General features: G+C 63.3%; 17 protein-coding genes. 8 read left to right on the top strand and 9 right to left on the bottom strand.

Annotated features, from left to right (window positions below; all coding sequences use genetic code 11):
- Positions 1 to 138 precede the first annotated feature (138 nt).
- From BGRAMDRAFT_RS04880 to acnA, 5 genes are all read left to right on the top strand, one after another.
- Positions 139 to 1,137: an HpcH/HpaI aldolase/citrate lyase family protein gene (locus BGRAMDRAFT_RS04880; RefSeq protein WP_006047554.1), complete on the top strand. Its 999-nt coding sequence runs from the start codon at positions 139 to 141 to the stop codon at positions 1,135 to 1,137.
- 25 nt (positions 1,138 to 1,162) lie between these two features.
- The gene (gene prpC / locus BGRAMDRAFT_RS04875; RefSeq protein ID WP_006047553.1) at positions 1,163 to 2,332 is read left to right on the top strand and encodes a bifunctional 2-methylcitrate synthase/citrate synthase; all 1,170 of its coding nucleotides are present in this window, start codon (positions 1,163 to 1,165) and stop codon (positions 2,330 to 2,332) included.
- A gap of 99 nt (positions 2,333 to 2,431) precedes the next feature.
- Positions 2,432 to 2,935: a hypothetical protein gene (locus BGRAMDRAFT_RS04870; protein ID WP_006047552.1), complete on the top strand. Its 504-nt coding sequence runs from the start codon at positions 2,432 to 2,434 to the stop codon at positions 2,933 to 2,935.
- A 25-nt stretch (positions 2,936 to 2,960) separates the two neighbouring features.
- Positions 2,961 to 4,412: a bifunctional 2-methylcitrate dehydratase/aconitate hydratase gene (locus BGRAMDRAFT_RS04865; RefSeq protein ID WP_006047551.1), complete on the top strand. Its 1,452-nt coding sequence runs from the start codon at positions 2,961 to 2,963 to the stop codon at positions 4,410 to 4,412.
- 45 nt (positions 4,413 to 4,457) lie between these two features.
- Positions 4,458 to 7,175, top strand: coding sequence for an aconitate hydratase AcnA (gene acnA / locus BGRAMDRAFT_RS04860; protein ID WP_006047550.1), 2,718 nt, complete (start codon positions 4,458 to 4,460; stop codon positions 7,173 to 7,175).
- A gap of 1,151 nt (positions 7,176 to 8,326) precedes the next feature.
- Here acnA and BGRAMDRAFT_RS36070 read toward each other — a convergent pair.
- Positions 8,327 to 8,581 carry an Hpt domain-containing protein gene (locus BGRAMDRAFT_RS36070; RefSeq protein WP_409372904.1) on the bottom strand — a complete coding sequence of 85 codons (255 nt, stop codon included), beginning with the start codon at positions 8,579 to 8,581 and terminating at the stop codon, positions 8,327 to 8,329.
- Between BGRAMDRAFT_RS36070 and BGRAMDRAFT_RS35260 the strand changes: the two genes are divergently transcribed.
- Positions 8,546 to 8,887, top strand: a complete 342-nt coding sequence (locus tag BGRAMDRAFT_RS35260; protein ID WP_232292229.1) for a hypothetical protein — start codon at positions 8,546 to 8,548, stop codon at positions 8,885 to 8,887. The two genes, BGRAMDRAFT_RS36070 and BGRAMDRAFT_RS35260, sit on opposite strands and share 36 nt — an antisense overlap.
- Here BGRAMDRAFT_RS35260 and BGRAMDRAFT_RS04845 read toward each other — a convergent pair.
- From BGRAMDRAFT_RS04845 to BGRAMDRAFT_RS04820, 6 genes are all read right to left on the bottom strand, one after another.
- Positions 8,884 to 9,519 (bottom strand): response regulator transcription factor, encoded by a 636-nt coding sequence (locus BGRAMDRAFT_RS04845; protein WP_006047547.1) that lies wholly within the window; start codon positions 9,517 to 9,519, stop codon positions 8,884 to 8,886. The two genes, BGRAMDRAFT_RS35260 and BGRAMDRAFT_RS04845, sit on opposite strands and share 4 nt — an antisense overlap.
- Before the next feature lie 138 nt (positions 9,520 to 9,657).
- Positions 9,658 to 10,719: an OmpA family protein gene (locus BGRAMDRAFT_RS04840; protein WP_006047546.1), complete on the bottom strand. Its 1,062-nt coding sequence runs from the start codon at positions 10,717 to 10,719 to the stop codon at positions 9,658 to 9,660.
- Positions 10,720 to 10,873: 154 nt separating this feature from the next.
- Positions 10,874 to 11,713, bottom strand: coding sequence for an ABC transporter permease (locus BGRAMDRAFT_RS04835; protein ID WP_006047545.1), 840 nt, complete (start codon positions 11,711 to 11,713; stop codon positions 10,874 to 10,876).
- 15 nt (positions 11,714 to 11,728) lie between these two features.
- Positions 11,729 to 13,006: an ABC transporter permease gene (locus BGRAMDRAFT_RS04830; RefSeq protein ID WP_044020317.1), complete on the bottom strand. Its 1,278-nt coding sequence runs from the start codon at positions 13,004 to 13,006 to the stop codon at positions 11,729 to 11,731.
- Between the two features lie 116 nt (positions 13,007 to 13,122).
- Positions 13,123 to 14,172: an ABC transporter substrate-binding protein gene (locus tag BGRAMDRAFT_RS04825; RefSeq protein ID WP_006047543.1), complete on the bottom strand. Its 1,050-nt coding sequence runs from the start codon at positions 14,170 to 14,172 to the stop codon at positions 13,123 to 13,125.
- Positions 14,173 to 14,277: 105 nt separating this feature from the next.
- Positions 14,278 to 15,396, bottom strand: a complete 1,119-nt coding sequence (locus BGRAMDRAFT_RS04820; RefSeq protein ID WP_006047542.1) for an ABC transporter ATP-binding protein — start codon at positions 15,394 to 15,396, stop codon at positions 14,278 to 14,280.
- A 130-nt stretch (positions 15,397 to 15,526) separates the two neighbouring features.
- On the opposite strand from BGRAMDRAFT_RS04820, the gene pdxR reads away from it, so the two are divergent.
- Positions 15,527 to 17,077 (top strand): MocR-like pyridoxine biosynthesis transcription factor PdxR, encoded by a 1,551-nt coding sequence (gene pdxR / locus BGRAMDRAFT_RS04815; RefSeq protein ID WP_006047541.1) that lies wholly within the window; start codon positions 15,527 to 15,529, stop codon positions 17,075 to 17,077.
- A gap of 21 nt (positions 17,078 to 17,098) precedes the next feature.
- On the opposite strand, the gene BGRAMDRAFT_RS04810 is transcribed toward pdxR, so the two are convergent.
- Positions 17,099 to 20,962, bottom strand: coding sequence for a DUF748 domain-containing protein (locus BGRAMDRAFT_RS04810; RefSeq protein ID WP_044020315.1), 3,864 nt, complete (start codon positions 20,960 to 20,962; stop codon positions 17,099 to 17,101).
- A 211-nt stretch (positions 20,963 to 21,173) separates the two neighbouring features.
- Positions 21,174 to 22,607, bottom strand: coding sequence for a DUF1254 domain-containing protein (locus BGRAMDRAFT_RS04805; protein WP_006047539.1), 1,434 nt, complete (start codon positions 22,605 to 22,607; stop codon positions 21,174 to 21,176).
- Positions 22,608 to 22,883: 276 nt separating this feature from the next.
- Here BGRAMDRAFT_RS04805 and BGRAMDRAFT_RS04800 point away from each other — a divergent pair, with 276 nt between their 5' ends.
- Entirely contained in the window at positions 22,884 to 25,205 is a 2,322-nt protein-coding gene (locus BGRAMDRAFT_RS04800) for a heavy metal translocating P-type ATPase (RefSeq protein WP_232292228.1), read from the top strand.
- Positions 25,206 to 25,300 lie beyond the last annotated feature (95 nt).

The raw sequence follows: 25,300 nt of genomic DNA, 5'->3' as shown, positions 1-25,300 counted from the left end.
CGGTTTTTTTCGTGCGAATCGAGCAGACCAGTCGATTCGCACCTGATCCGAGCGCGTTTTGCCTGTCTGCCTGTACGACCGGACAGAGCGCGCCCGAATCGGTTTTCCTCAACAAAACCCACGCCCCTGACGCCGAAGATGCGCGCCCTCACACCCGCCGAAGTGCTGTTTGACGGCGAAGTGCCGCCCGCTGTGCTGCCTGCCTGCGATCACTACGCCGGCAGCGAAAAGCTGATGCTGAAATCGCTCGCGGTGCAGCAGCAACTGGGCCCCGTGTTCGACATCACGCTCGACTGCGAAGACGGCGCGCAAGTCGGCCGCGAAGCGGAGCATGCGGAGTTGGTCGCGTCGCTCATCGGCAGCGAGCATGACCGCTTCGGACGCGTCGGCGTGCGGATTCACGACTACGATCACCCGTACTGGCGTGACGACGTGCGCCTGATTCTGCGCGCGGCGAAGCGAGCGCCTGCTTTCATCACGCTGCCGAAAATCCGCAACGTGCTGGACGCGGCGGAAATGGTCGCGTTCATCGAAGCCACGCGGCGTGAGCTTGGCATCGCAAAAGCCATCCCGGTGCAACTGCTCGTCGAAACGCATGGCGCGCTCACGCGTGTGTTCGATCTCGCCGCGTTGCCCGGCGTCGAGGCATTGAGCTTCGGCCTGATGGATTTCGTCTCCGCGCACAACGGCGCGATTCCCGACACGGCCATGCGCTCGCCCGGCCAGTTCGATCATCCGCTCGTGCGGCGCGCGAAGCTGGAGATTTCAGCGGCTTGCCATGCGCACGGCAAGGTGCCGTCGCACAACGTCAGCACCGAAGTGCGCGACATGAGCGTGGTCGCGAGCGACGCCGCGCGGGCTCGCAACGAATTCGGCTACACGCGCATGTGGAGCATTCATCCCGCGCAGATTGAGGCCATCGTGGGCGCGTTCGCGCCGCGCGACGAGGAAATCGCCACCGCCGCCGAAATTCTGCTGGCCGCGCAGTCCGCTCAATGGGGACCCACGCGCCATCGCGACACCTTGCACGACCGCGCGAGCTACCGCTATTACTGGTCGGTGCTGCGTCGCGCGCGATCCACCGGCCGCGCGATCCCGCAAGATGCCGCGCCGCTTTTCGGGGACGTGGAGCAATGAGCACGCAAACAGGAGACAGCGGCAGATGAGCGAGACAACGCAAACCGCCGGCGTACAAGGCGGCTTCAAACCGAAAAAATCCGTCGCGCTGTCCGGCGTGACCGCGGGCAACACGGCGCTGTGCACGGTCGGCAAGACCGGCAACGATCTGCATTACCGCGGCTACGACATTCTCGACATCGCGGGCAATTGCGAATTCGAAGAGATCGCGTATCTGCTCGTGCATGAAAAGCTGCCGACGCAGGCTGAACTCACCGCCTACAAGACGAAGCTGAAGGCGTTGCGCGGCCTGCCCGCGAACGTCAAGGCCGCACTCGAATGGATTCCCGCCGCCGCGCATCCGATGGATGTGATGCGCACCGGCGTGTCCGTGCTCGGCACCGTGCTGCCGGAAAAGGACGATCACAACCTGCCGGGCGCGCGCGACATCGCCGACAAGCTGATGGCGTCGCTCGGCTCGATGCTGCTCTACTGGTATCACTATTCGCACAACGGCAAGCGCATCGAAGTCGAAACCGACGACGATTCGATCGGCGGCCACTTCCTGCATCTGCTGCATGGTGTCGAGCCGCCGAAGTCGTGGGTCGATGCGATGCATGTGTCGCTCAATCTGTATGCCGAACACGAGTTCAACGCGTCGACGTTCACCGGCCGCGTGATCGCGGGCACGGGTTCGGACATTTACTCGGCAATTACCGGCGCAATCGGCGCGCTGCGTGGCCCGAAACACGGTGGCGCCAATGAAGTGGCGTTCGAAATCCAGTCGCGCTATCAGACGCCCGACGAAGCGGAAGCCGACATTCGTAGACGCGTCGAGAACAAGGAAGTGGTGATCGGCTTCGGTCATCCGGTGTATACGATCTCGGACCCGCGCAACAAGGTCATCAAGGAAGTCGCGAAGAAGCTGTCGAAAGAAGCGGGCAACAACAAGCTGTTCAATATCGCCGAGCGTCTTGAAACAGTTATGGCTGAAGTGAAAAAGATGTTTCCGAATCTCGACTGGTTCAGCGCGGTTTCGTACCACATGATGGGCGTGCCGACGGCCATGTTCACACCGCTCTTCGTGATCGCACGCACTGCAGGCTGGAGTGCGCACATCATCGAGCAGCGGATCGACAACAAGATCATCCGTCCGAGCGCTAATTACACCGGACCTGAGAATTTGAAGTACGTGCCGCTAAATAAGCGAAAATAGCGGTCGCTGTGCGCTTCAAGGCGCTGCAGTTCAACCCCGCGGCCGCCAGGACCGGTAGACCGCGTACCGTTTAACTGAAATTAGATAGAAAGGTTCTCCATGAACAAGTTGATGATCGCCGCCGTGATTGGCGCCCTGTCCACGACGATGCTGACCGTCGCGACTGACGCCGCCGCGCAAACGGCGACCACCACGAAGCCCGCCGCCAAGGCCGTGGCCAAGAAGCCGCAGCCGCGCCGTCTGATCAAGCGCAAGGCAAACCCGGTGAAGGAAGCGAAGCTCGATCCGATCCCGGAAGGCGCGGAAAAATGGTCGTGCAACGAAGGCCTGTCGTTCGATCTGAAAGGCGACATGAAGCGTGACCAGATCGTCACGGTTCACTGGGCGAACAAGAACTACAATCTGCCGCGTCAGTCCACGACCACGGGCGCAGACCGTTTCCACGACGCCGCCACCGGCATGGACCTCGTCGTGATCCCGACGAAGGCCATGCTGTTCTCGGACAAGGACAGCTCGCGTCTCGCCGACGAGTGCAAGACGGCAGCCATGGTGCAAGGCGCGCCGGCTCCGACGCAATCGAACGCGATCAACAAGACGAACTAACTGTCGTCATCAGGAAGAGCTCTCGATGTCCGCTCCGATTTCCAACGTGCGACCCGACCCGGACAAAGTCCTGGTCGATATCGTCGACTACGTTCTGGACTATCCGATCGACAGCGCGCTCGCGCTGGAAACCGCGCGTCATTGCCTGATCGATACGCTCGGCTGCGGACTCGAGGCGCTCACCTACCCTGCCTGCACCAAGCTGTTGGGACCCATCGTGCCGGGCACGATCGTCCCCAACGGCGCCAAGGTGCCGGGCACGTCGTTCCAGCTCGACCCGGTTCAGGCCGCCTTCAACATCGGCGCGATGATCCGCTGGCTCGACTTCAACGACACCTGGCTTGCCGCCGAATGGGGTCATCCATCGGATAACCTCGGCGGAATTCTCGCGACAGCCGACTGGCTCTCGCGTACGGCCATCGCAGCGGGCAAAGCGCCGCTGACGATGAAAGACGTGTTGATCGCGATGATCAAGGCGCACGAAATTCAAGGCTGTATCGCGCTCGAAAACTCCTTTAACAAGGTCGGGCTCGATCATGTATTGCTGGTGAAGCTCGCGTCCACGGCGGTCGTCGGTCAGTTGATCGGCCTCACGCGCGACGAGCTCATCAACGCGGTCTCGCAGGCGCTCGTCGACGGGCAAGCGCTGCGCACGTACCGCCATGCGCCGAACACCGGCTCGCGCAAATCATGGGCCGCCGGCGACGCGACCTCGCGCGCCGTACGTCTCGCGCTCATTTCGAAAACTGGCGAGATGGGCTATCCGTCGGTGCTGACGGCGAAGACGTGGGGCTTTTACGATGTGCTCTTCAAGAGCAACGCGTTCAAATTCCAGCGCCCGTACGGCTCCTATGTGATGGAAAACGTGCTCTTCAAGATCTCGTTTCCGGCCGAGTTCCACGCGCAGACCGCCGTCGAAGCGGCCATGACGTTGCAGGCGCAGCTCGTCGCGCACGGCAAGCATGTGGACGACATCCGCAAGATCACGATCCGCACGCACGAAGCCGCGATTCGCATCATCGATAAAAAAGGTCCGCTCAATAATCCGGCCGACCGCGATCATTGCATTCAGTACATGATCGCGGTGCCGCTGATCTTCGGCCGCGTGACGGCTGCCGATTACGAAGATTCGGTCGCGCAAGACGCGCGTATCGATGTGCTGCGCGCCAAAATGCAATGCGTCGAAGACGCGCAGTTCACGAAGGATTACCACGATCCCGAGAAGCGTTCGATCGCCAATGCACTGACGATCGAATTCAACGACGGATCGCGGTTCGACGAAGTCGTAGTCGAATACCCGATCGGTCATAAGCGTCGTCGCGAAGACGGAATTCCGTTGCTGGTCGAGAAGTTCAGGACCAACCTCGCGCGCCGCTTCCCGGTCAAGCAACAACTGGCGATCCTCGACGTGTCGCTGGATCAGGCGCGGCTCGAAGCCATGCCGGTCAATGAGTACGTCGATTTGTACGTCATCTAGTCAAGTTAAGTACTGTAGTTCCGCGATCAAACCAAGGAAAACACCATGGCCCACAACCTCCACAAAACGCTCAAGGAATTCGACAGCGGTTCCGGCAAAGGCAAGTTCTACTCCCTGCCGCAACTCGGCAAGGCACTGAACATCAAGATCGACCGCCTGCCGGTTTCGATCCGAATCGTGCTGGAATCGGTGCTGCGTAACTACGACGGCAAGAAAATCGCCGAAGAACACATCACGCAACTGGCGAACTGGAAGCCGACGGCGGCACGCGTCGACGAAATCCCGTTCGTCGTGTCGCGCGTGGTGCTGCAGGACTTCACCGGCGTGCCGCTGCTCGCCGACATCGCTGCAATGCGCGGCGTCGCGAAGCGCGTGGGCAAGAATCCGAAGTCGATCGAGCCGCTGGTGCCGGTCGATCTGGTCGTCGATCACTCGGTGCAGATTGACCACTTCCGCGAAAAGAACGCGCTCGACCTGAACATGAAACTGGAATTCCAGCGCAATAACGAGCGCTACCAGTTCATGAAGTGGGGCATGCAGGCATTCGACACGTTCAAGGTCGTGCCGCCGGGCGTCGGCATCGTTCACCAGGTGAACCTCGAGTACCTCGCACGCGGCGTGCACAAGAAGGCCGACGGCACGGACACCGTGTACTACCCGGATTCGCTGGTCGGCACGGACAGCCACACGACGATGATCAACGGCATCGGCGTGGTCGGCTGGGGCGTGGGCGGTATCGAAGCTGAAGCCGGCATGCTCGGCCAGCCGGTGTACTTCCTGACGCCGGACGTGGTCGGCGTGCACCTGAAGGGCAAGCTGCGCGAAGGCGTGACGGCAACCGACCTGGTGCTGACCATCACCGAACTGCTGCGTAAAGAGAAGGTTGTCGGCAAGTTCGTCGAGTTCTTCGGCGAAGGCACGCGCTCGCTGTCGCTGCCGGACCGCGCGACGATCGGCAACATGGCGCCGGAATACGGCGCGACCATGGGCTTTTTCCCGGTCGACGAAAAAACCATCGACTACTTCAAGGGCACGGGCCGCACGGACGCAGAAATCTCGGCGTTCCAGAACTACTTCAAGGCTCAGAACCTGTTCGGCATTCCGAAGGACGGCGACATCGACTACACGAAGGTCGTCACGCTGGATCTCGGCACCGTCGCGCCGTCGCTGGCAGGCCCGAAGCGTCCGCAAGACCGCATCGAAATCGGTCATGTGAAGTCGACGTTCAGCGACCTGTTCTCGAAGCCGGTTGCCGAAAACGGCTTTGCGAAGAAGCCCGACGATCTGAACGCGCAATACACGACGACCAACGGCGTCAACGTGAAGAACGGCGACGTGCTGATCGCCGCGATCACGTCGTGCACGAACACGTCGAACCCGAGCGTGCTGCTGGCTGCCGGCCTGCTCGCGAAGAAGGCGGTCGAAGCTGGCCTGACGGTCGCTCCGCACATCAAGACGTCGCTGGCTCCGGGATCGCGTATCGTCACCGAGTATCTGACGAAGACCGGCCTGCTGCCGTACCTCGACAAGCTCGGCTTCACGCTGGCCGCTTACGGTTGCACGACCTGTATCGGCAACGCGGGCGACCTGACGCCGGAACTGAACGAAGCGATCACGAAGAACGACATCGTCGCGGCTGCCGTGCTGTCGGGCAACCGTAATTTCGAAGCGCGTATTCACCCGAACATCCGCGCGAACTTCCTGGCTTCGCCGCCGCTGGTCGTGGCTTACGCGATCGCCGGCAACATCACGCGCGACCTGATGACCGAACCGGTCGGCAAGGGCAAGGGCGGCAAGGACGTCTACCTCGGCGACATCTGGCCGACCAGCGACGAAGTCAACGACCTGCTCAAGTTCGCGCTCGACGCCGAAGCGTTCCGCAAGAACTACTCGTCGCTGACCAAGAAGGGCGACCTGTGGAGCAAGATCGAAGGCGAGGAAGGTCAGGTCTACGACTGGCCGAAGTCGACGTACATTGCAGAGCCGCCGTTCTTCGGCGACGACTTCTCGATGACGCCGGCCGACAGCATCGCCGCCGTGAAGAACGCGCGCGCGCTGGGCATTTTCGGTGACTCGGTCACGACCGACCACATCAGCCCGGCTGGCTCGATCAAGGAAGACTCGCCGGCAGGCAAGTGGCTGAAGGCAAACGGCGTGCAGAAGGCCGACTTCAACAGCTACGGCTCGCGCCGCGGCAACCACGACGTGATGATGCGCGGCACGTTCGCGAACGTCCGGATCAAGAACCTGATGATCCCGGCGAAGGCAGACGGTTCGCGCGTGGAAGGCGGCCTGACGATTCACCAGCCGAGCGGCGAACAACTGTCCATCTATGATGCAGCGATGAAGTACATCGACGCCGGCACGCCGACCATCGTGTTCGCGGGCGAAGAGTACGGCACGGGCTCGTCGCGCGACTGGGCGGCAAAGGGCACGCAACTGCTGGGCGTGAAGGCTGTGGTCGCACGCAGCTTCGAGCGGATTCACCGTTCGAACCTGGTCGGCATGGGCGTTCTGCCGCTGCAATTCAAGGGCTCGGACAGCGTGCAATCGCTCGGCATTACCGGCGAAGAAACGTACGACATCGAAGGCCTGGGCGCGGACTTCAAGCCGCAACAGGAAGTGACGCTGGTGATTCGCGGCAAGGACGGCCAGGAGAAGCGCGTGCCGGTGCTGCTGCGTATCGACACGCCGATCGAAGTCGACTACTACAAGCACGGCGGTATTCTGCCGTTCGTGCTGCGTTCGCTGCTGGCTGCTTAAGGCTCGCGACGACGCAAACAGCTTGCTGTTTTGCAGGGGCTGCGTCCTGTGGAGGGCGCAGCCGACTTTTGAAGCCCGACCTTGGTCGGGCTTTTTTTTCGTCGATGGTTTTAGCGCTTATGGTTGCGCGCGGTCGGCCTGGAAAGCGGCGGGATTGTCGGTAATCCGGCGCTGCGTCATGTGAGCATTCCAGTCGGAGTCGGCTTGCGAAGATGCCGGCGACGTTGCACGTGTGTTGGCGTTTGCGCGCCGCTGTTGAGCGGCCCAATCGAACAGTGCCGCGTTCTCGGTTGAGTCGTTTGCGAGAGTTCGCGGTGTGGGCCGCTTGGGTTGCGCCTGTCCCCTCGATATCGAAGAGCTCGCCAGCGAATCAATCGAGTGGTTCGATCCGCGACGCTGTCTTTCGATTTCCACGCGATTCGCCAGCGCCGCTGTCGCTGTCGCAGTGCGATACGCTTTTGCCAAGCGGTTGTCCGCGGCGATATGGCGTTGCGTACCGGCGTTACGCTGCGAGTCGGCACGTTGTTGCGGCGAACTCGCTGTGTCGACGCGATGTGCGGCTTGCGGTGACCGAGCCGTCACTGACGATGACGCCTGCGCCTGCGCCTGCGCAGTACGTTGAGGCGCTTCTGCCACGCGTGGCATCGGCTTGAGTGCGTCCGGCTGGACATCTGCTAATGGCTGAACTGTCACGCGGCCAGTACGTGTCGACGTTGCAGACGGCTTTGCCGCTGTTGCGAATTGATCGGCGACGTCATGCGTGGAACAGGTCGCCAGCAGCCACGCGAGCGCAATGCTGCAGCCCACGAAGATCGCGGCACCAAGCATCCGATCCGAACGCGACGAATGCGGACGCACGTAGTCCGCCTGGAGATAATGGCGCGCTTCTGCCAATTGCTCGTCGAAACGGCTGTCCGAATTGGGCCGCTGCGGCAACTTGTAGAAGAATCGGAACCTGTTGTTCGGTGGATTCCGTCGGCGAGGTTGCGACCTTGGCGTGTATTGCGGCACGCCCGGCATTGCCGGTTGCGGGACGCGCTCCTGCGTGTACGACGCCGACCGTCGCCACGAGCCGAAAGGCGGCGGCAAACCGGACAGCGGACGCGAGCTGGGAAGCGCAAGCGCGCCCTCGATCAAGGCCAACGGCCTGTTCATGGTCGTGCGCTCCGGTGTTCGTCACGCCCGCCTTCGAGTTGCTCGATCAGCGCTCGCATGCGTGCGGCAAGCGCATCAATTGATTTGCAAGTGGGCTCGGATCGCGTGGTGGGTACGCGCCGCAATGCGTCCATCAAACTATGCGCGCCGACAAGCCCTAGCGCCCCGCTGAGTCTGTGCAACAAAGGCGGTAAATCGTCGAAATCGCCTTCGCTTTGCAGATTGCCGAGACGGTCGAGATCGTTGCGCATCGCTACGCACCATCCTTCGAGAAATGCGCCGAGATCGATCCCTTCGTGGATCAGTGCATCAAGATAGCGGCGATCGAATGGCTCGAAAGAAGGACTCACGCGTTTGCCGGAATCACGAGCCTGCTCGCACGAGTCGGACGGCCGCGCGTTAGCGTCAGCCCGCGACGTGCTTCTCCCAACAGCGGGGAGGGTGACCTGCTGCGTTGCGCGCGCGCCTTCCAGCTCAACAGCGCGCTGCGCCGGCTGGTGACAATCGGCGCCTTCGCCGCAATGCAGACTGGTCTTGTTCATAGCGCGTGGAACTAGCTGATCAGCTTGTGCAACGAAGCAAACTCGATCAACGCTGCGAGCGACGACACCCCGAGCTTCTCCTGGATGCGGCTCTTGTAAGTGCTCACGGTCTTGTCGCTCATGAAGAGCGCGTCGCCGATCGCCTTGTTCGACATGCCCCGCGAGAGCATCTGCAAAATGACGAGTTCCTTGTCGGACAGCAGCATGATCCGGCCTTCCTCGCCGCTCGGCGCCATGCCCGGCGCAATGCTCGCGCCGTTGGGTCCGACCGGAAAAACCGTATAGCCCGCGAGCACCGCTTCGACGCCGCGCAAGATTTCCTTCATGTCCTGCGACTTGCCGACGAAGCCGTGAACGCCCGAACGCATTGCGCGCGGCGCGAAGGTCGCCGCGTCGTGGCCCGACAGCACCATCAGGCGAATCGACGGATGCACGAGCTTCAGACGCGGAATCACATCGAGTCCGCTGATGCGCGGAATGTCCAGGTCGAGTATCGCGAGGTCGGGCTTGTATTGGCGAGCCATCTCGACAGCGGTCTGGCCGTTGTCCGCCTCGACCACTTGTTCGACGCTAAGCAGTTGCATGAGCTGCAACCGGACAATCATCCGGAACGCTGGGTGGTCATCGATAATCAGAATAGTCGACATGTGTTGCATTTCTCCTGAAAAACTTCCATTTCCGGTTGGGGCGATCATGGACTCCTGACGGCCCTCTCGTGACCTCCCGGCAGCCATAAGCCGTTGGCGTCCGCGGGGTACGACGTTCGTGTGCGCAACCTGAGCAGATCAGGAAGGCGCGACGACGAACTCGATCTCCACCCGCCGGTTCGGTGCGAGACATCGCACCAGTTCATCGCGCCTGGTTTGTCGGCATTGCGCCACGGGTTTCGCACTGCCAAGCCCGCGAATAGCGATTGGCACGGTGACGCCGCGAGCGCGCAGATAGGCTGCTACCGTTTGCGCGCGTTGCAGCGACAGGCTCTGGTTATGGGCGTTGTCGCCGAGACGGTCGGTGTAGCCGGTGATTCTGAGTTCGCGAAGCGTGGCCGTTGTCTTCATGCTTCGCGCCACTTTGTCGAGCTCGCGTCTGCCGGCGCTCAGCATCGCGGCATCGTTGCCGCCGTCGAAACGGAACAGCGAGTCGGCGCGCAGCGTGACCGTTCGCGGCATTGCCGGACTCTGCGCCGCAGCGCTCGCGGGCGCGGCCTGCTTGCATTGCAGCGCACTCTCGGCCGATTTACGCAAGTTATCCTGAATGTCCGGCAGACGCTTTTCGGCATGAGCGAAGTTGCGTACCCATGCATCATGGCCGGCTTGCATGAGCTCGACTTCAGCGCATGCGAGCGGCTGCTGCGCTTCGCGACAGGAGGCCGTGACCGGGTCCGACTTGATGGTATTGACGATCTTCCACAAATCGGGACGCACCACGGAGACGGTGCGCAGCGCCGGATTGGCAGCCGATAACGACGTGCCATTTTCAAGGCCCAGGGTGATGACCGCCGCCTGACCGATGGCCTCCTCGACGAAACCCCAATGGTCGCCCGCTTGCCGCGCCTCCTGGCCCGCGCTGATCCAGCATTGCGCCTTCGCGCGGAAATAGCCGTTCTGTTCAGGCGGCAAGCGGTTCAGCCGCGCTTGCAATGACGCGAGCGCCGTGCCGCCGCTGGCAGCGGGCGCGTATGCGTTGATCCATTGCGGGTTGGCGGCGCCTGCCGCCTCGTCTTGCGAGGCGCCAATGCCGGATTGAAGCAGGGTGGGGTCTTGAATGCCGAGCCGTGCGCGCGCGGCGTGATCCGCGCAAGCTGTCAGTGTGAGCGCACACACAAGCACGGTTAGCGGGGTTTTCATTGGTTATCTGCGCCTCGCGCATCTTTTTATCAAGGGATAAAAGTATGACGAGACGCAGAAGCCCGCGGAATGGGATGAATCTTAGAACGGTGTCAAGAGTTGTCGATTCTCATGTTGCATCAACGAAGTTACCGGATATTTGCTCGCGCCGCATTTACGCCCGAACCGCTCGCGCCGCATTGCGGCCACGAAGCCATTCCAGCGCCAGCAATAAGCACGTCGAAAAAATAATCAGAATGGTGGCGAGCGCTGCAATCGTCGGGCTGATATTTTCGCGGATGCCGGTGAACATCTGGCGCGGCAGCGTCGTCTGGTCCGCGCCTGCCAGGAAGAGTGTGACGACGACTTCATCGAACGACGTCGCGAACGCAAACAAGGCGCCGGAAATCACGCCTGGTGCAATCACGGGCAATGTGATGCGAAAAAACGTCTTCACCGGATTTGCGCCAAGCGACAAGCTCGCGCGCACGAGGTTGTAGTTGAAGCCCTGCAAGGTCGCGGCCACCGTCGTCACGACAAACGGCACGCCGAGCGACGCATGCGCGAGAATCAGCCCGACATACGTATTGGCGAGTCCGAGCGGCGCAAAAAACAGATACATGCCGACGCCGACAACAACCACCGGCACGATCATCGGCGAAATCAGGATTGCCATCAGCAAGCCCTTGCCGCGGAAGTTGGCTTTCGTGAGGCCGATTGCCGCCAGCGTGCCAAGCACAGTCGCGACCACCGTCGCGGACGGCGCGACAATAAAGCTATTCTTAGCCGCCATACGCCACTCATCAGACGCAATGAGATTCTGATACCAGCGCAGAGACCAACCAGGAATCGGATAGACGAGGAACGTACTCGATGAGAACGACAGCGGCACGATCGCGAGCACGGGCAAAATCAGATACAGCAGCGTGAGCACGGCAAGCGCACGCAACGCGAAATACCACGCGCGCTCCACCCAGGACGTGTGCGGCGCGAACAGGGGCTTGGCAAGTTTCATGTCGGTAGGCTCCGTTCAGCCAAGGCTCAGCGATGAACGCGTGAAGCGTCCGTAGATCACGTACAGCACCAGCGTCGCGGCAAGCAGCAGCGCGCCGAGCGCACACGCCATGCCCCAGTTGATCGTCACGTTGGTGAAGTAGGCCACGTAGTAGCTGACCATCTGGTCGTTCGGGCCGCCGAGCAGCGCCGGCGTGATGTAGTAGCCGATCGCCAGAATGAAGACCAGCAACGCGCCCGCGCCGATGCCGGGATAGGTCTGCGGCACATACACGCGCCAGAATGCGGCGAACGGATGGCTGCCGAGCGAAATGGCCGCGCGCTGATACGTCGGCGGAATCGACTTCATCACGCTGTAGAGCGGCAGGATCATGAACGGCAGCAGAATGTGCGTCATCGAAATATAGACGCCGGTGCGGTTGAACAGCAGCGCGAGCGGATCGTGCAGCAGGCCGCTGCCCACCAGCGCCTTGTTCACGAGACCTTCGCTCTGCAAGATGACGATCCATGCCGCCACGCGCACGAGGATCGACGTCCAGAAAGGAATCAGCACGAGGATCATCACGAGATTCGCGCGACGCTCCGACAGCGTCGAAATCCAGTAAGCGAGCGGATAGCCAAGCAGCAGCGCGAACAACGTAACGGCAGCGCCGATCACGAAGGTGCGGGTGAACACGGCGAGATAGATCTGCTGGTCGGGATCGGTCGGAATGATGTGACCGAACGCGTCCTGCTTGTGATCGAGCGAAGCGAGCACGTAGAACGGCGAATACGGACTGCCGTTCTTCGCGATGGCTTGCCAGTACGCGATGTTGTTCCAGCGTTCGTCGAGCTCGGCGAACTTCGCGTGAAATTGCGCGGGCGTCAGTTGCAACGGCTTGCTGTTGTCGTCGACGAAAGGCATCGCGCGCGCCGACTTGGCGACCAGCGAGCGATAACCGGGAATCTCCACATTGAGCCGGCGCGCGAGCGCGCCCATGCCGTCGCTGTCGGCAATGGCGGTCAGATCGGTCGCCAGTGCGGCGTATGCGGCATCGGGCGGCGGCGTCTTGCGGTCCCATGCATGCAGTGCGCTGAGCGTATGCGGCAACGCGTTCACGACTTCGGGATTCTGCGCGGCGCGGGTCAGCAACGCGCCGATCGGCACGACGAAGATCAGCAGCAGAAAAATGGCGAGCGGCGCGATGAGCAGCAGCGCCATCGCACGCTTTTTCGCTTCCGCGGCCTTCAGTTCGCGCTTGAGCCGGCCGGTTGATTCCGGCGTGGAATCGGCGGCGATCGTCATCGTAGTCACACCTGGTCTCCCTGCAAAGCTGCGGACCGGAGCAGCGTTAGTCCGGCTCCAGTCCATCCACCCGCGCGCGCAGCGGATCGCTCCAACGCGCGCGCGTCATCGCATCACTTCACGGCTTACTTCGAAGCCCACGACGAGAAACGCTGCTCCAGCTCGTCGCCGTGATCGGTCCAGAACGACAGGTTCTGCAGCACCGCGTTCTTGCCGTTAGCCGGCGAGTTCGGCAGATTCGAGAGCGTCTTCGCGTCGAGCCCCTTGATCGCCGCCACGTTCACCGGACCATAAGCGATGTGGTGCGCGTAGTCCTGCTGCGGCTTCGACGAAAGCGTGTACGCGATGTACTTCTCGGCCAGCGCCTTGTTCGGCGAGCCCTTCGGAATCGCCCAGTAGTCGAGGTCGTAAATGCTGCCGTTCCACACGACCTTGAGGTTCTTGCCTTCCTTCTGCGCGGCGTCGATGCGGCCGTTATACGCCGTCGACATCACCACGTCGCCCGCCACGAGGAATTGCGGCGGCTGCGCGCCCGCTTCCCACCACTGGATGTTCGGCTTCAGCTCGTCGAGCTTCTTGAACGCGCGGTCCTGGCCTTCCTTCGTCGCCAGCACCTTGTAGACGTCTTTCGGTGCGACGCCGTCGGCCATCAGCGCGAATTCGAGGTTGTAGCGCGCGCCCTTGCGCATCGCACGCTTGCCCGGAATCTTTTTCACGTCCCAGAAATCGGCCCAGCCGGACGGCGCGCTCTTCAGCTTGTCGGCGTTATACGCGAGCGCCGTCGACCACACGAAAAAGCCCACGCCACAAGTTTGCGGCGCTTCAGGAATCAGATCCGACTTCTTGCCGATCTTCGACCAGTCGAGCTTTTCATACAGACCTTCGTCGCAACCGCGGCCGATGTCGCCCGACTCCACTTCCACCACGTCCCAGTTGACATGCTTGGCTTCGACCATCGCCTTGACCTTGGCCTGCTCGCCGTTGTATTCGACGGCGGTCACCTTGCTGCTGGTCTGCGATTCGAACGGCTGGTTGAACGCTGCCTTTTGCGCGTCCCCGTTGGCGCCGCCGAAGTTGACGACCGTCAGTTCGGCCGCATTCACCTGCGCCGCGCCCAGCGCGAGCGCCACAGCACCGACAGCGATGGCGCAGCGCGATTTCCCGATCTTGCTCATGGTGTGTTGCTCTCCTTTGGTGGTGGTTTCAAGCATGAGTCCATGCGACGTTCTTATGTGCTGCTGACTGCCCCGCTGATGCAATCATGCTCGCGTTTGCCGCGCTTACGCCCCCGCGAATACCCGCAGATGCTCGGGCGCGAACTCGAGCGCGACGGGCGCGCCGGGTGCGAACGCGTTGAGCGCGTCGGTGCCGAGCGGCACCTTGACGAAGCACTCGTCCTGCTGCGGCAAACCGCAGCGCATCCGCACGTGATCGCCGAAATAGATGAGTCCGCGCGCTTCGCCGGCAAGCGCGTTGGCGCCCGGCCGCGCAGCGCCGTTGGCATGTCCATTGCCGCCCGCCGAGAGCTTCATGCGTTCCGGCCGGATGCACGCGATGGCCGGCGTGCCCGCCCGCGCGCCGCCGATATTGCGGCCCGTCACTCGTGTGCCGTCAGCCAGATGAAGCTCGCAATATTCGCCGTTCACGTTCGCGATCGTGCCGCGCAGCTTGTTGCTGTCGCCGATGAAGTTCGCGACGAATTCGTTGCACGGCGATTCGTACAGACGGTCCACCGTATCGAGTTGCTGCACGATGCCTTTATCGAAGACGGCGACGCGATCGGACATGGTCAACGCCTCGCCCTGATCGTGCGTGACGTAGACAAAGGTCACGCCGAGCTTCTCGTGCAGCGACTTCAGTTCGTACTGCATGTGTTCGCGCAATTGCTTGTCGAGCGCGCCGAGCGGCTCGTCCATCAGCACGAGTTTCGGCTCGAACACCAGCGCGCGTGCAAGCGCAATGCGCTGCTGCTGTCCGCCCGAAAGCTGCGCGGGATAGCGCTTGGCGAAGCTCTCCATGCGCACCATCTTCAATGCGTTATTCGTGCGATGCGCGCGCTCTTCGGCGGAAACCTTGCGCACGGTCAGCGGATACGCGACGTTCTGCTCGACCGTGAGATGCGGGAACAGCGCGTAGTTCTGAAACACCATGCCGATGTTGCGCTTGTGCGGCGGCACGGTATTGAGCAATGTGCCGTCGAGCCAGATCTCGCCGCCGGTGGGAAATTCGAAACCGGCGAGCATCATCAGACAGGTGGTTTTGCCGGAACCCGACGGCCCGAGCAGCGTCAGGAATTCGCCCTGATAGATGTCCAGATCCAGTTGCTTGACGACCAGCGTTTCGCCGTCGTACGTCTTGCGCACGCCTCGAAAGCTGACGATCACTTCATCCGTTTTCATCGCCGTAGTCTCCTCTGCGGTCGAGCCGGCTGCTCTTGCGTAACAGCGGGCTTGCATCAATTGCGTGGCCCACTATAGACCGTTACGGTTCTACAATATGGAACCATTTCATTATTCCGGATAGAACCACTTGGATACGATCATCTTGTCGGATTGGCTCGCCGCCAGGCTTGATCGCGCGGCCTCGGAACCGCTCTACCGGCAGACGTTGCGGCTGATGCAGCAGGCCATTCTCACCGGTCAGTTGCCGCCTGGCACCAAGCTGCCGAGTTCGCGCACGCTCGCCGAAGACCTGGGCATCGCGCGCAATACGGTGCTGCATGTGTACGACCAGTTGACCGCCGAAGGCTACGTGATCTCGACCACGGGCAGCGGCACTTATGTCGCCGACACGCAGCCGGACAGCGCCGCCGTCAACGCGCGCCGAAAGCCGGCGGTGGCGGCGGTTGGCGCTACGGCCGGTGCGGCAGTCGGCACGCAAACCAAACCGCCGAAGCGCGATCTGAACGATCTGTCCAATCGCGGGCGGCGTCTGATCGGCCAGGCCGGCGTCTCGGCGAAACAATGGGGCGCCTTCATGCCGGGCGTGCCGGACGTCGCGGAATTTCCGGCCCGAACGTGGAGCCGCCTGCAAGCGCGTTTGTGGAAAGAAGCGAATCCGGATCTGCTGACGTATGCGCCCGGCGGCGGCTATCGTCCGCTGCGCCGCGCGTTGTCGGACTATCTGCGCGTCGCGCGCTCGGTGAATTGCACGCCGGATCAGATCATCATCACTACGGGTATTCACCAATCCATCGATCTCGCCGTGCGTCTCTTAACCGACGTCGGCGATCGGGCCTGGGTGGAGGAGCCGTGCTATTGGGGCGCGCGCAGCGTGTTGCAGTCGTCGGGAATCACGCTGGTGCCGGTGCCCGTGGACGATGAAGGTCTCAATCCGCGTGAAGAGGATTTGCGGGAGCCGCCGCGCCTCGCGCTCGTGACGCCGTCGCATCAATACCCTCTCGGCATGGTGATGAGCCTCGCGCGCCGCCGCACGTTGCTCGAATACGCGCGTCAGCACAACGTGTGGATCATCGAGGACGATTACGACAGCGAGTTTCGCTACGGCAGCCGGCCTCTTGCGTCGCTGCAAGGTCTCGACGAAGCCGGTCAGGTCATTTACGTGGGCAGCCTCGGCAAGATGCTGTTTCCGGGTCTGCGCATGGGCTACATGATCGCGCCGGAGCATCTCGTCGATACGTTTCGCATGGGCGTCGCGGAGCTTTATCGCGAAGGACAGTTGATGCAGCAAGCCGTCATGACCGACTTCATCATGGACGGCCACCTCACGTCGCACGTTCGGCGCATGCGCGCGCTGTACGGAGAGCGCAGGCAAATTCTGATCGATGCGATCACCGCGCGTTTCGGCAGCGAATTGCCGGTGATGGGCGACGAAGCGGGCTTGCATCTGGTGCTGGGTCTGCCGGATCACGCGGACGACCGCGCGGTGACGGCGGCCGCATTCGACGCCGGCGTGATCGTGCGGCCGCTCGCGACCTATTACAGCAGCGATCCGCCCGCGCGGCGCGGGCTGTTGCTCGGCTACGCGTGCGTGCCGAACGAGAAGATCGGGCCCGCGTTCGACACGCTCGCGCGCGTCATCGAGCAGACCGCGTTGAAGACGCCGACGCGCGCCGCCTGAGCGACGCGCCTACGACCTTACTCACTTCAGTCCGAAATCAACACGCGTAGTCGCGCCTTTGTCCTTGATACCGTCCGCGTCGAGCTTCGGCGCGACGACAAACACGCGGCTGCTGTCGATCTTGCCATCCAGATACTGCTGCACGCTTTGCGCCCGCTGCTGCGCAAGCTGCCGCAGGCTGGCCTCGTCGATGGGCGCGTTCGCTGCGAGCGCGCTCTTCATGTCGTCGTCGGGCAAGGACTTCGTCAGGCCGACGAAATTGCGCGGCTTCTTGAAGTCCGCGGACTTGTAGGCCTTCGTCAGATACTTGTCGTATTCCTTCGGATCGACGGTGACGCTCGACAGGTCCACGCTCTCGCCGTTGCCCACCACGTCCTTGATTTTCTGCTGCTTGACGAGGCGGTCCACGTAGCGCATGCGCAACGCGGGCTCGTCGATCTTCGGGTCGACGCGGCCGATCAGATCCATCTTGATCGACGGCTTCGCGCCGAGCGCCTTCACGATCGTCTCGAGCTTCTTCGTGTCGGCGTCGGTGAGCTGCGCGGAACCCGGTTCGAATTCCACGTAGCCGAGTTCCTCGCCGCTGCCGCCGAACGCGTTCGCGATCAGCGAGAACGGCGCGGTCACCGCCTTTTGCAGCAGATTCAGCACCGCATGCCAGATCAGGCCGCCAATGCTGAACTCGGGGTTCGACAACGAGCCGGACACCGGCAGATTGACGTCGATCTCGCCGCGCGAATTTTTCAGGAGCGAGATGGCGAGCCGCACCGGCAGTTTGGTCGCCGTGTCGTTTTCGATGTGATCGCCGAACGTCAATTGGTCAATGAACAAATGGTTGTCCGCGTTCAACTGGTCGTTCTCGAGCTTGTAGTGAAGATCGACGTTCAGCTTGCCCTTGGTGATCGGATAGCCCGCGTATTTCGCGGAATACGGCGTGAGATTGGTCAGCTCGATGTCGTGCGCGCTCGCGGTCAGATCGAGCGCCGGTTTCGCGATCAGCGGATTGACGGTGCCGCGAATCGACAGCGGGCCATTGGCGGCCAGCTTCGCCGCGATGTCGACGGGCGCGGACGTGGTCGACTGCGTGCCGAATGCGCCGACGGTGCCCTGAATGCCAACCAGGTTCGCCGTGAAGTTCGGCTTGATGAAGTTGTCGGTGTAGGTCACGCGGCCTTGCTGTAAGACCAGTTGGCCGAAATGCAGCTTGACCGGACTTTGCGGCGGTGTTGCGGCAGTGACGGTGGCAGGCGTGGCGGTCGTAGCCGTCGCAGTGGACGACGCCGGCGCGGACGCGGACGCCACGATCGGTGCCGACGCGGCAACCACGGCCGAGGCCGTCGGCGGCGTCAACGGCACGGGCTCCGCGCCGTCCTTGGCGTTCTTGTCGCGCGTAAGCGACTGCGCCGCGCCGCTCTGATGCGCGACCACGTCGTTAAGGTTGAGCTTGCCTTGCGCATCGAGCAGCACGCGTCCATAGAACTTCGTGAAGGTGACGCGCTCCGCGTCCACGGACGTCCCGCGCTCGTCGTAATCCGCCTTCAGCCCGGTCAGCGCGAGCGAGCGCCACCCGGCGAACGGATCGGAGGTGGCCTTGTCGAGCATGCGCACGTCCACAAGCGCCACGTCGCCGCGATAAGTCGCCTTCAACGACTTCGCCTGAGTCAACGCAAGATCGCCGCTGCCGTTGAGCAGCGCGCTCGCAATGGTCGCATTCAACTGGCTGCCGAAGTACGGTTCGAACGCCGCCGCGTCGAGCCGGTTCGCGTTCACCTTGACCGCAACCTTGAGCGGTGTCGCGGTGACGTCGCCCTTCAGGCCGAGCGTGCCCTTCTTGTTCAGCGTGGCTTGCAGTTCCACGGGCAGCGGACGGCTCAGGTCGTCGCTGATCTGCTGCACTTTCAGTTGCAGCGGCGCTATGCCGAGTTTGACCGGCTGCGGCGTGGTGTTGTCGGTGAAATTGGCGGTGCCGTCCTTCACGTTCAGCTCGCCGATCTTGTAGTGCCATGCCGGACCTTCCGCCTGCGCCTTCTTCACAGCATGAATGGCCGTGCGTTTCGGCTCCGCCTCATGCGGACCGGCGAGCGACGCAAGGTTGATGCTGCCGTCTTTCAGCCGTTGCACGTCGACGGCGAGGCCGGTCGTGTCGACGCTCGTCACATCGGCGGTGCGCGCGTTCAGGTCCACCTGCTTGACCTTGACGCTGCCCTGCGCGAGCGAGATCACAGGCGCCTTCGCGCCGCGCGTCGCCAATTTCAGCGATTGCAGATCGAACTGCGAGTCCGCGACCATCACCGCGGCCGGCGACTTCGACCAGTTCGCGCCGATATTCGCGGTCGTCGAAAGCGTGCCGTCGGTGACTTGCGCCACGGTTGCCGCATCGAGATAAGGTTGCAGCAGCGGCAGATTCAGCGACTTGATATCGAGTTTGGCGCTCGCGGTTTTGGCGGCCAGGCTCAATGCGCCTGCGACGCCCAGTGAACCGCCGCTGCGTTTGAGGTTCGTGTTGAGCGTGTAGTGCGCGGGCGCGGTGGCGAGCGTCGAAAAATCGGTCAGCGTGACCGCGAGCTTTTCCATACCGACGTCGACGGGACGCGACGTAGCTTCGTCGCGTGCGTTGACGGTGCCGTCGTTCAGTACGAAGCGTTTGATCGAGAGGTCGAGGGGCGGTGCGGGTTTGTCCGCGCTTTTTTGCGCTTCGTGCTGAGCGTTGTTCTGCGCGCCGCTTGCCGCAGATGCAGCCGACGGTGCCGCCGCTGCGGAGCCAGGCGCCGGCGAACTGGCGGCTTGCGCCGCATTCTTCGCAGGCGCGGGCGCCGGCGCGGGGGCGAACATCTTCTCGACGCTCAGCGCTCCGTTCCGGTCGCGCGCGAGATTCGCGATCGGCGCGTCGATACGAATGTCGTCGAAGTGATAGACGCTCTTCAGCGGCTCGAGTGTGCGCACCGCGACATGCACCGCGCGCGCGGCGAAAAACGGCGCCTTGCTTGCGTCCCGCACGTCGACATCGTTCAGATCGACGGTGCCGGCCACGCGCAGTGTCGGCGCGTCGTTCGACATCACGAAGTTGAGCTTCAGATCCGTCGAGAGCTTGCCCGCGTGCACGATCACCGGCAATTTGGTCGGCACATACGAAATGAGGCGCGGCACGTCGATCCCTTCGAAGCGCAGCGACACTTCCGACTCGCGCGACGCGGCGAACGGTTTCGTCTTGCCGTCGATGGCGAGCGGACTGCCGTCGATGCGCGCGCGCAGCAACGGCTCGACGAAGATATCGGTTTTCGACGGCAACGTGGCGATAAACGGAATGCCGAGCTTCCATTGATCGATCACATGCGTCGCGCCGAGCAGTTTGTCGTCGAACGTAATCTGGCCGTTCTCGAGACGAATGTTCGACACGGAGAAGAGCGTCGGCTTGCTGTCGGGCGTGCTTGGCTGCTTCGAGAACTTCTCGATCAGATCGGTGAAATTAAAGCGCTGCGCGTCGTAGCGAACAATATGAAAACGCGGCGAATCGAGCTGTATTTCATCGACAATCGGCGCCGCGCGAAACAGCGAACTCCACGACGGCTGAACGATAAGCCTTTCGATGTCCACGAAATCGCCCGCGCCGCCGCGCTCGCCGATATGCACGCGGTCCGCTTCGAGTTTCAGCGTGTAGGGATTGAGCGCAATGCGGCCAATCGTAGCGGGCCGGTCGAGTTGCTTGCTGAGCTGTTGTTCGGCGATATGGCGGATCAGCGGCGGCGCCGCGAAAAAGCCCAGCAGTCCGAACACTACGATGAAGATCAGCAGACCGGTGATGACGCGACGTGTGCGGCGCGACTGCGCGACATCGCGCATGGTCTGCATGGAAGAGGCGAGTGATGCTTTATTGATGCTTGCCATGCTCGGTTTTGGGTAATGCGGCGGCAAGCCGGCCGCGACACGAAAATCCCGCAAGCGGCAGTATAAGTCGTGAATCTTTCGTCGGATAGAAATGTAAGCCGTGCTTACACAATCGCCCGCGCTCTACAACCGCGCGTCCGTCATTGACCGCGAAGTCGTGACGGACGCGCGCTGCCGGCCTTCGAATCTTGCCGACTATGCGAAGCGCAAGTTACTGACGCACGACGGCGGGCGGCTGCCAGGTGCCGTCGGTGGCTTGAGGCTTCGGCGCATAAAGGCGCAGCACGAGTTGCAGATCGGCGCGCGGCGCCGGCAGCCAGTTGCCGCTCTTGCCGCGCGTGGACGACACCGTCACATCGAGCGATCCATCGCGATTGCGGCGCGCGCCGTTGCGATCGCCGACTGCGATACGCGCCGGCGCGCTTTCGCCGAGCGCGCCGTCCTTCGTATAAGCGGTGATCGACCAGAAGCCGCGCACCGGCGGCAACTGATTCGGCGCGAAGTGAATCACATAGCGATTCGCGCCGTTGAGCGCGTGACCGTCGCTGTCCTGAGTGACGACCGCGCGCACTTCATCGTCTTTCGTGCCGATGCCCGGCTGCGCAAAAGCGGCGTAAGCGCGCAGCGCGTAGTCGGGGCCGTAGCTGCCCACGCCGTCGCCGAACCAGCTCCAGCCGTTGCCCGTCAGCAGGTTGGACGGCGGCGTGACCACGCGCTCGTGGCCGTCGGCAAGACCCGCTGCAATGGCGTCCGATGCACCTGGCAGCTTCACCGGCTGGCCCGGCGTCACGCCAAGGTCGGAGAGAAACTTGAGCGCGTGCGGATCGGCTGGCGTCGGCGGGTTGTCGGGCAGCGCCTGCGCGAGCCGGTTGAAGAAGCCGTTTGCGTCGAGCGCGGCGACCTGTGCGGCGGGCGTGCCGGATGCACCCGCGGCGCCAATGGCGCCGGTGGGCGCATCGGCATTACTGCGCGGTGGCGCAATCGACGCCGAGCGTGCGTTGCCCGCGTACACCGAAAGCGGCGCCACGCGAATCGCGCGCTGAAGTTTGCGAACCGCCGTCAGATCGCGCGTGCCGTTCGACTGGACACGCACGCTCACCCATGCGTTGCGGGTCGGCACGTCGACGCGCTTGACGTTTTTCGGCAGATCGCCCTGCCAACCGGGTCCGACGAACGCGATGGCCTGCGCCTTGATGCCGTTCGCGCGCGTCGCGAACTGGTCGGCCGTCGACCACACCACGTTGGTCCACATATCGAGCACGCGGGCGTCCACATAGCGGCCGCGCGAGTCGGGCAGCGCGAGGATCACCGGTTCGCTGCCGACGTCGAGCCAGCCGGTGGAGTCCAGCGTGTCGAGGCTCGGCTGCATCGGATTCGCCGCGCCGATGGGCGGCAGCGCCTGCGCATGGCGCAGTGTATTGAGCGGCGCCTGGCCGGGCTCGGTGCCGACGGCCGCGTCGCGCGCCACCCCCATCAGCACCAGTGGATAGCCGAATACATAGGAATCGGCGACTTCGTCCTTGATCCAGCCGGTGGATTTTTGCGTCGTGGACGGCGTCGACGCGCAACCAGCCAAAAATGCGAGGCCTGCGAGCGATGCGCAGGTCCAGTAATTCGTAAACACTGCTCGGCGATTTTTTATCATTCGTTCAGAGGGCGGAACGTGCTGTCCAAAGGGAGACGCCGGCGTGAGGGCAACAGTGCTCGCGCGGTCTCCCAAAACCAGCGCAGCCAGTCCGCGTTGCATCGCCGACAACATCGCGTTGTATCGTATCCGCGCTCACCAGGCAAGCGCAAAGGCGTGAATCGCTGACTGCCGCAAAGCCCGGCGCGTGGCGAGACTGCGCTTGACCTTCCCATCATGGGAAGGTCAATACTAGGCTTCATCATGCGGCCGATGCCGCCACGAGCCTTCATCACCATGACCGAACTTGCCGCTGCTGCCCGTCCTGCCGACGCCGATCCGATCCACACCGCCGAGCTGGAAATCGGCGGAATGACCTGCGCGTCGTGCGCGATGCGCGTCGAAAAAGCGCTGGCGAAGGTGCCGGGCGTCGCCGGGGCGTCCGTCAATCTGGCGACCGAGACCGCGAGCGTCAATCTGATGAGCGATGCGGCGACCGGCGCGGCGGTCACTGCCGACGCGCTCATCGCCGCCGTCAAGAAAGCCGGCTACGAAGCCGCGCTGGTCGCGCCGCCGGACACCGCGCCGGAATCAGTCGATGCCGGCCCGTCCAGCGCTTCCGGCGCTTCCGGCGCCGCCGCACCGTCCGCCGCCGAGCGCAAACGCAGCGAGGCACGCCGCGAACTCGCGGCCGTGCTCGTCTGCGCTCTGCTGACGCTGCCGCTCATCGTCCCGATGATCGCCGCATGGTTCGGCACAGAGGCGATGCTGCCGGTCTGGCTGCAGTTCGGCCTCGCGTCGGTCGCGCAGTTCGTGTTCGGCGCGCGCTTCTATCGCGCGGCCTACCGCGCGGTGCGCGCCGGCGCGGGCAACATGGATCTACTGGTAGCGCTCGGCACGTCGGCGGCGTATGGCATCAGCGTTTATCAACTCGCGCGTCATCCAGACGACGCGATGCATCTGTACTTCGAAGCGTCGGCGGTCGTCATCACGCTCGTGCGCTTTGGCAAATGGCTCGAAGCGCGCGCGAAGCGCCAAACCACCGACGCGATCCGCGCGCTCCAGGCGCTGCGGCCCGAGCGCGCGCGCATTCGCGTCGGCGCGGGCGAGCGCGAAGTGCCGCTCGCGCAAGTGACGGTGGGCAGCGTCGTGATCGTGCGGCCGGGCGAACGGGTTCCGGTCGACGGGGCGGTGCTCGAAGGCCGCACGCACATCGACGAATCGCTGATTACCGGCGAAAGCCTGCCCGTCGCCAAACAGACTGGCGACGCGGTGACCGCCGGCTCGATCAACGGCGAAGGCGCGATTGCCGTGACCACCACCGCGACCGGCGCGGAAACGACGCTCGCGCGGATCATTCGGCTCGTGGAAAGCGCGCAGGCCGAGAAGGCGCCGATCCAGCGGCTCGTCGACCGCGTCAGCGAAATCTTCGTGCCGGCGATTCTGGCGATTGCGGCGCTCACGCTGATCGGCTGGCTGCTGGCGGGCGCCGGCGGCGAAACGGCGATCCTGAACGCGGTCGCGGTGCTGGTGATCGCCTGCCCGTGCGCGCTCGGCCTGGCGACGCCGGCCGCGATCATGGCCGGAACCGGCGTCGCGGCGCGGCACGGCGTGCTGATCAAGGACGCCGAGGCGCTCGAAACCGCGCATCGCGTGAATCTCGTCGCGTTCGACAAAACCGGCACGCTGACCATCGGGCAGCCTTCGGTGACGGCGTTCGAACCGGTCGGCGAGATCGCTCGCGATGAAGCGCTCGCGCTCGCGGCAGCCGTGCAGCGCCAAAGCGATCATCCGCTCGCGCGGGCCGTCGTCAGCGCGTATGAGGCGGCGAAATCCAGCGCGCACGCGCTGACTGCGAGCGACGCGCGCGCCGTGGCCGGCCGCGGTGTCGAAGCCGAAGTCGGCGGCCGCAAGCTGGCGCTCGGCAGCACCCGTTGGCTGGAAGAACTGGGCGTTGAACTTCCGCCGCCAGTCGCCGCGCGCGCCCGCGAACTAGAAGCGGCCGGCAATACCGTGTCCTGGCTCATGCAGCTCGATCCGTCGACGCCGGTCGCGCTCGCGTTGATGGCATTCGGCGACACCGTCAAACCGACCGCGCGCGCGGCCGTCGCGCGGCTCGCGGCAATGGGCGTGAAAAGCGTGCTCGTGACCGGCGACAATCGCGGCAGCGCGGCGAGCGTCGCGCAAGCGCTCGGCATCGAGGAATTTCACGCGCATGTGCTGCCGGACGACAAGGCGCGCGTGATCCGCGATCTGAAGATCCGCAGCGCGGGCATCGTCGCGATGGCCGGCGACGGCATCAACGATGCGCCCGCGCTCGCCGCCGCCGACATCGGCATCGCGATGGCGACCGGCACCGACGTCGCGATGCACGCGGCCGGCATCACGCTCATGCGCGGCGACCCGGCGCTCGTGGCCGATGCAATCGACATTTCGCGCAAGACGTGGCGCAAGATCCAGCAAAACCTGTTCTGGGCATTCGTGTACAACCTGATCGGCATTCCGCTCGCCGCCTTCGGCTTGCTGAATCCGATGCTGGCCGGCGCGGCCATGGCGTTCTCGAGCGTGAGCGTGGTCACGAACGCGCTGTTGCTGCGCACCTGGACGACGAAGCGCTGACAGGCTGACGGGGTGTTCAGGCGCTGTCAGACGGTGCGTTGAGACGTGCAAACAGGCGCTTTGAAGCGCCGCAGTATTACGAAATGCTTCCAGTT

This window comes from Paraburkholderia graminis C4D1M, assembly GCF_000172415.1.
In the GTDB taxonomy this organism is placed as follows: Bacteria; Pseudomonadota; Gammaproteobacteria; order Burkholderiales; family Burkholderiaceae; genus Paraburkholderia; species Paraburkholderia graminis.
Note: the sequence above shows the minus strand (reverse complement) of the source record. Positions and strands in the feature narration are given on the sequence as shown.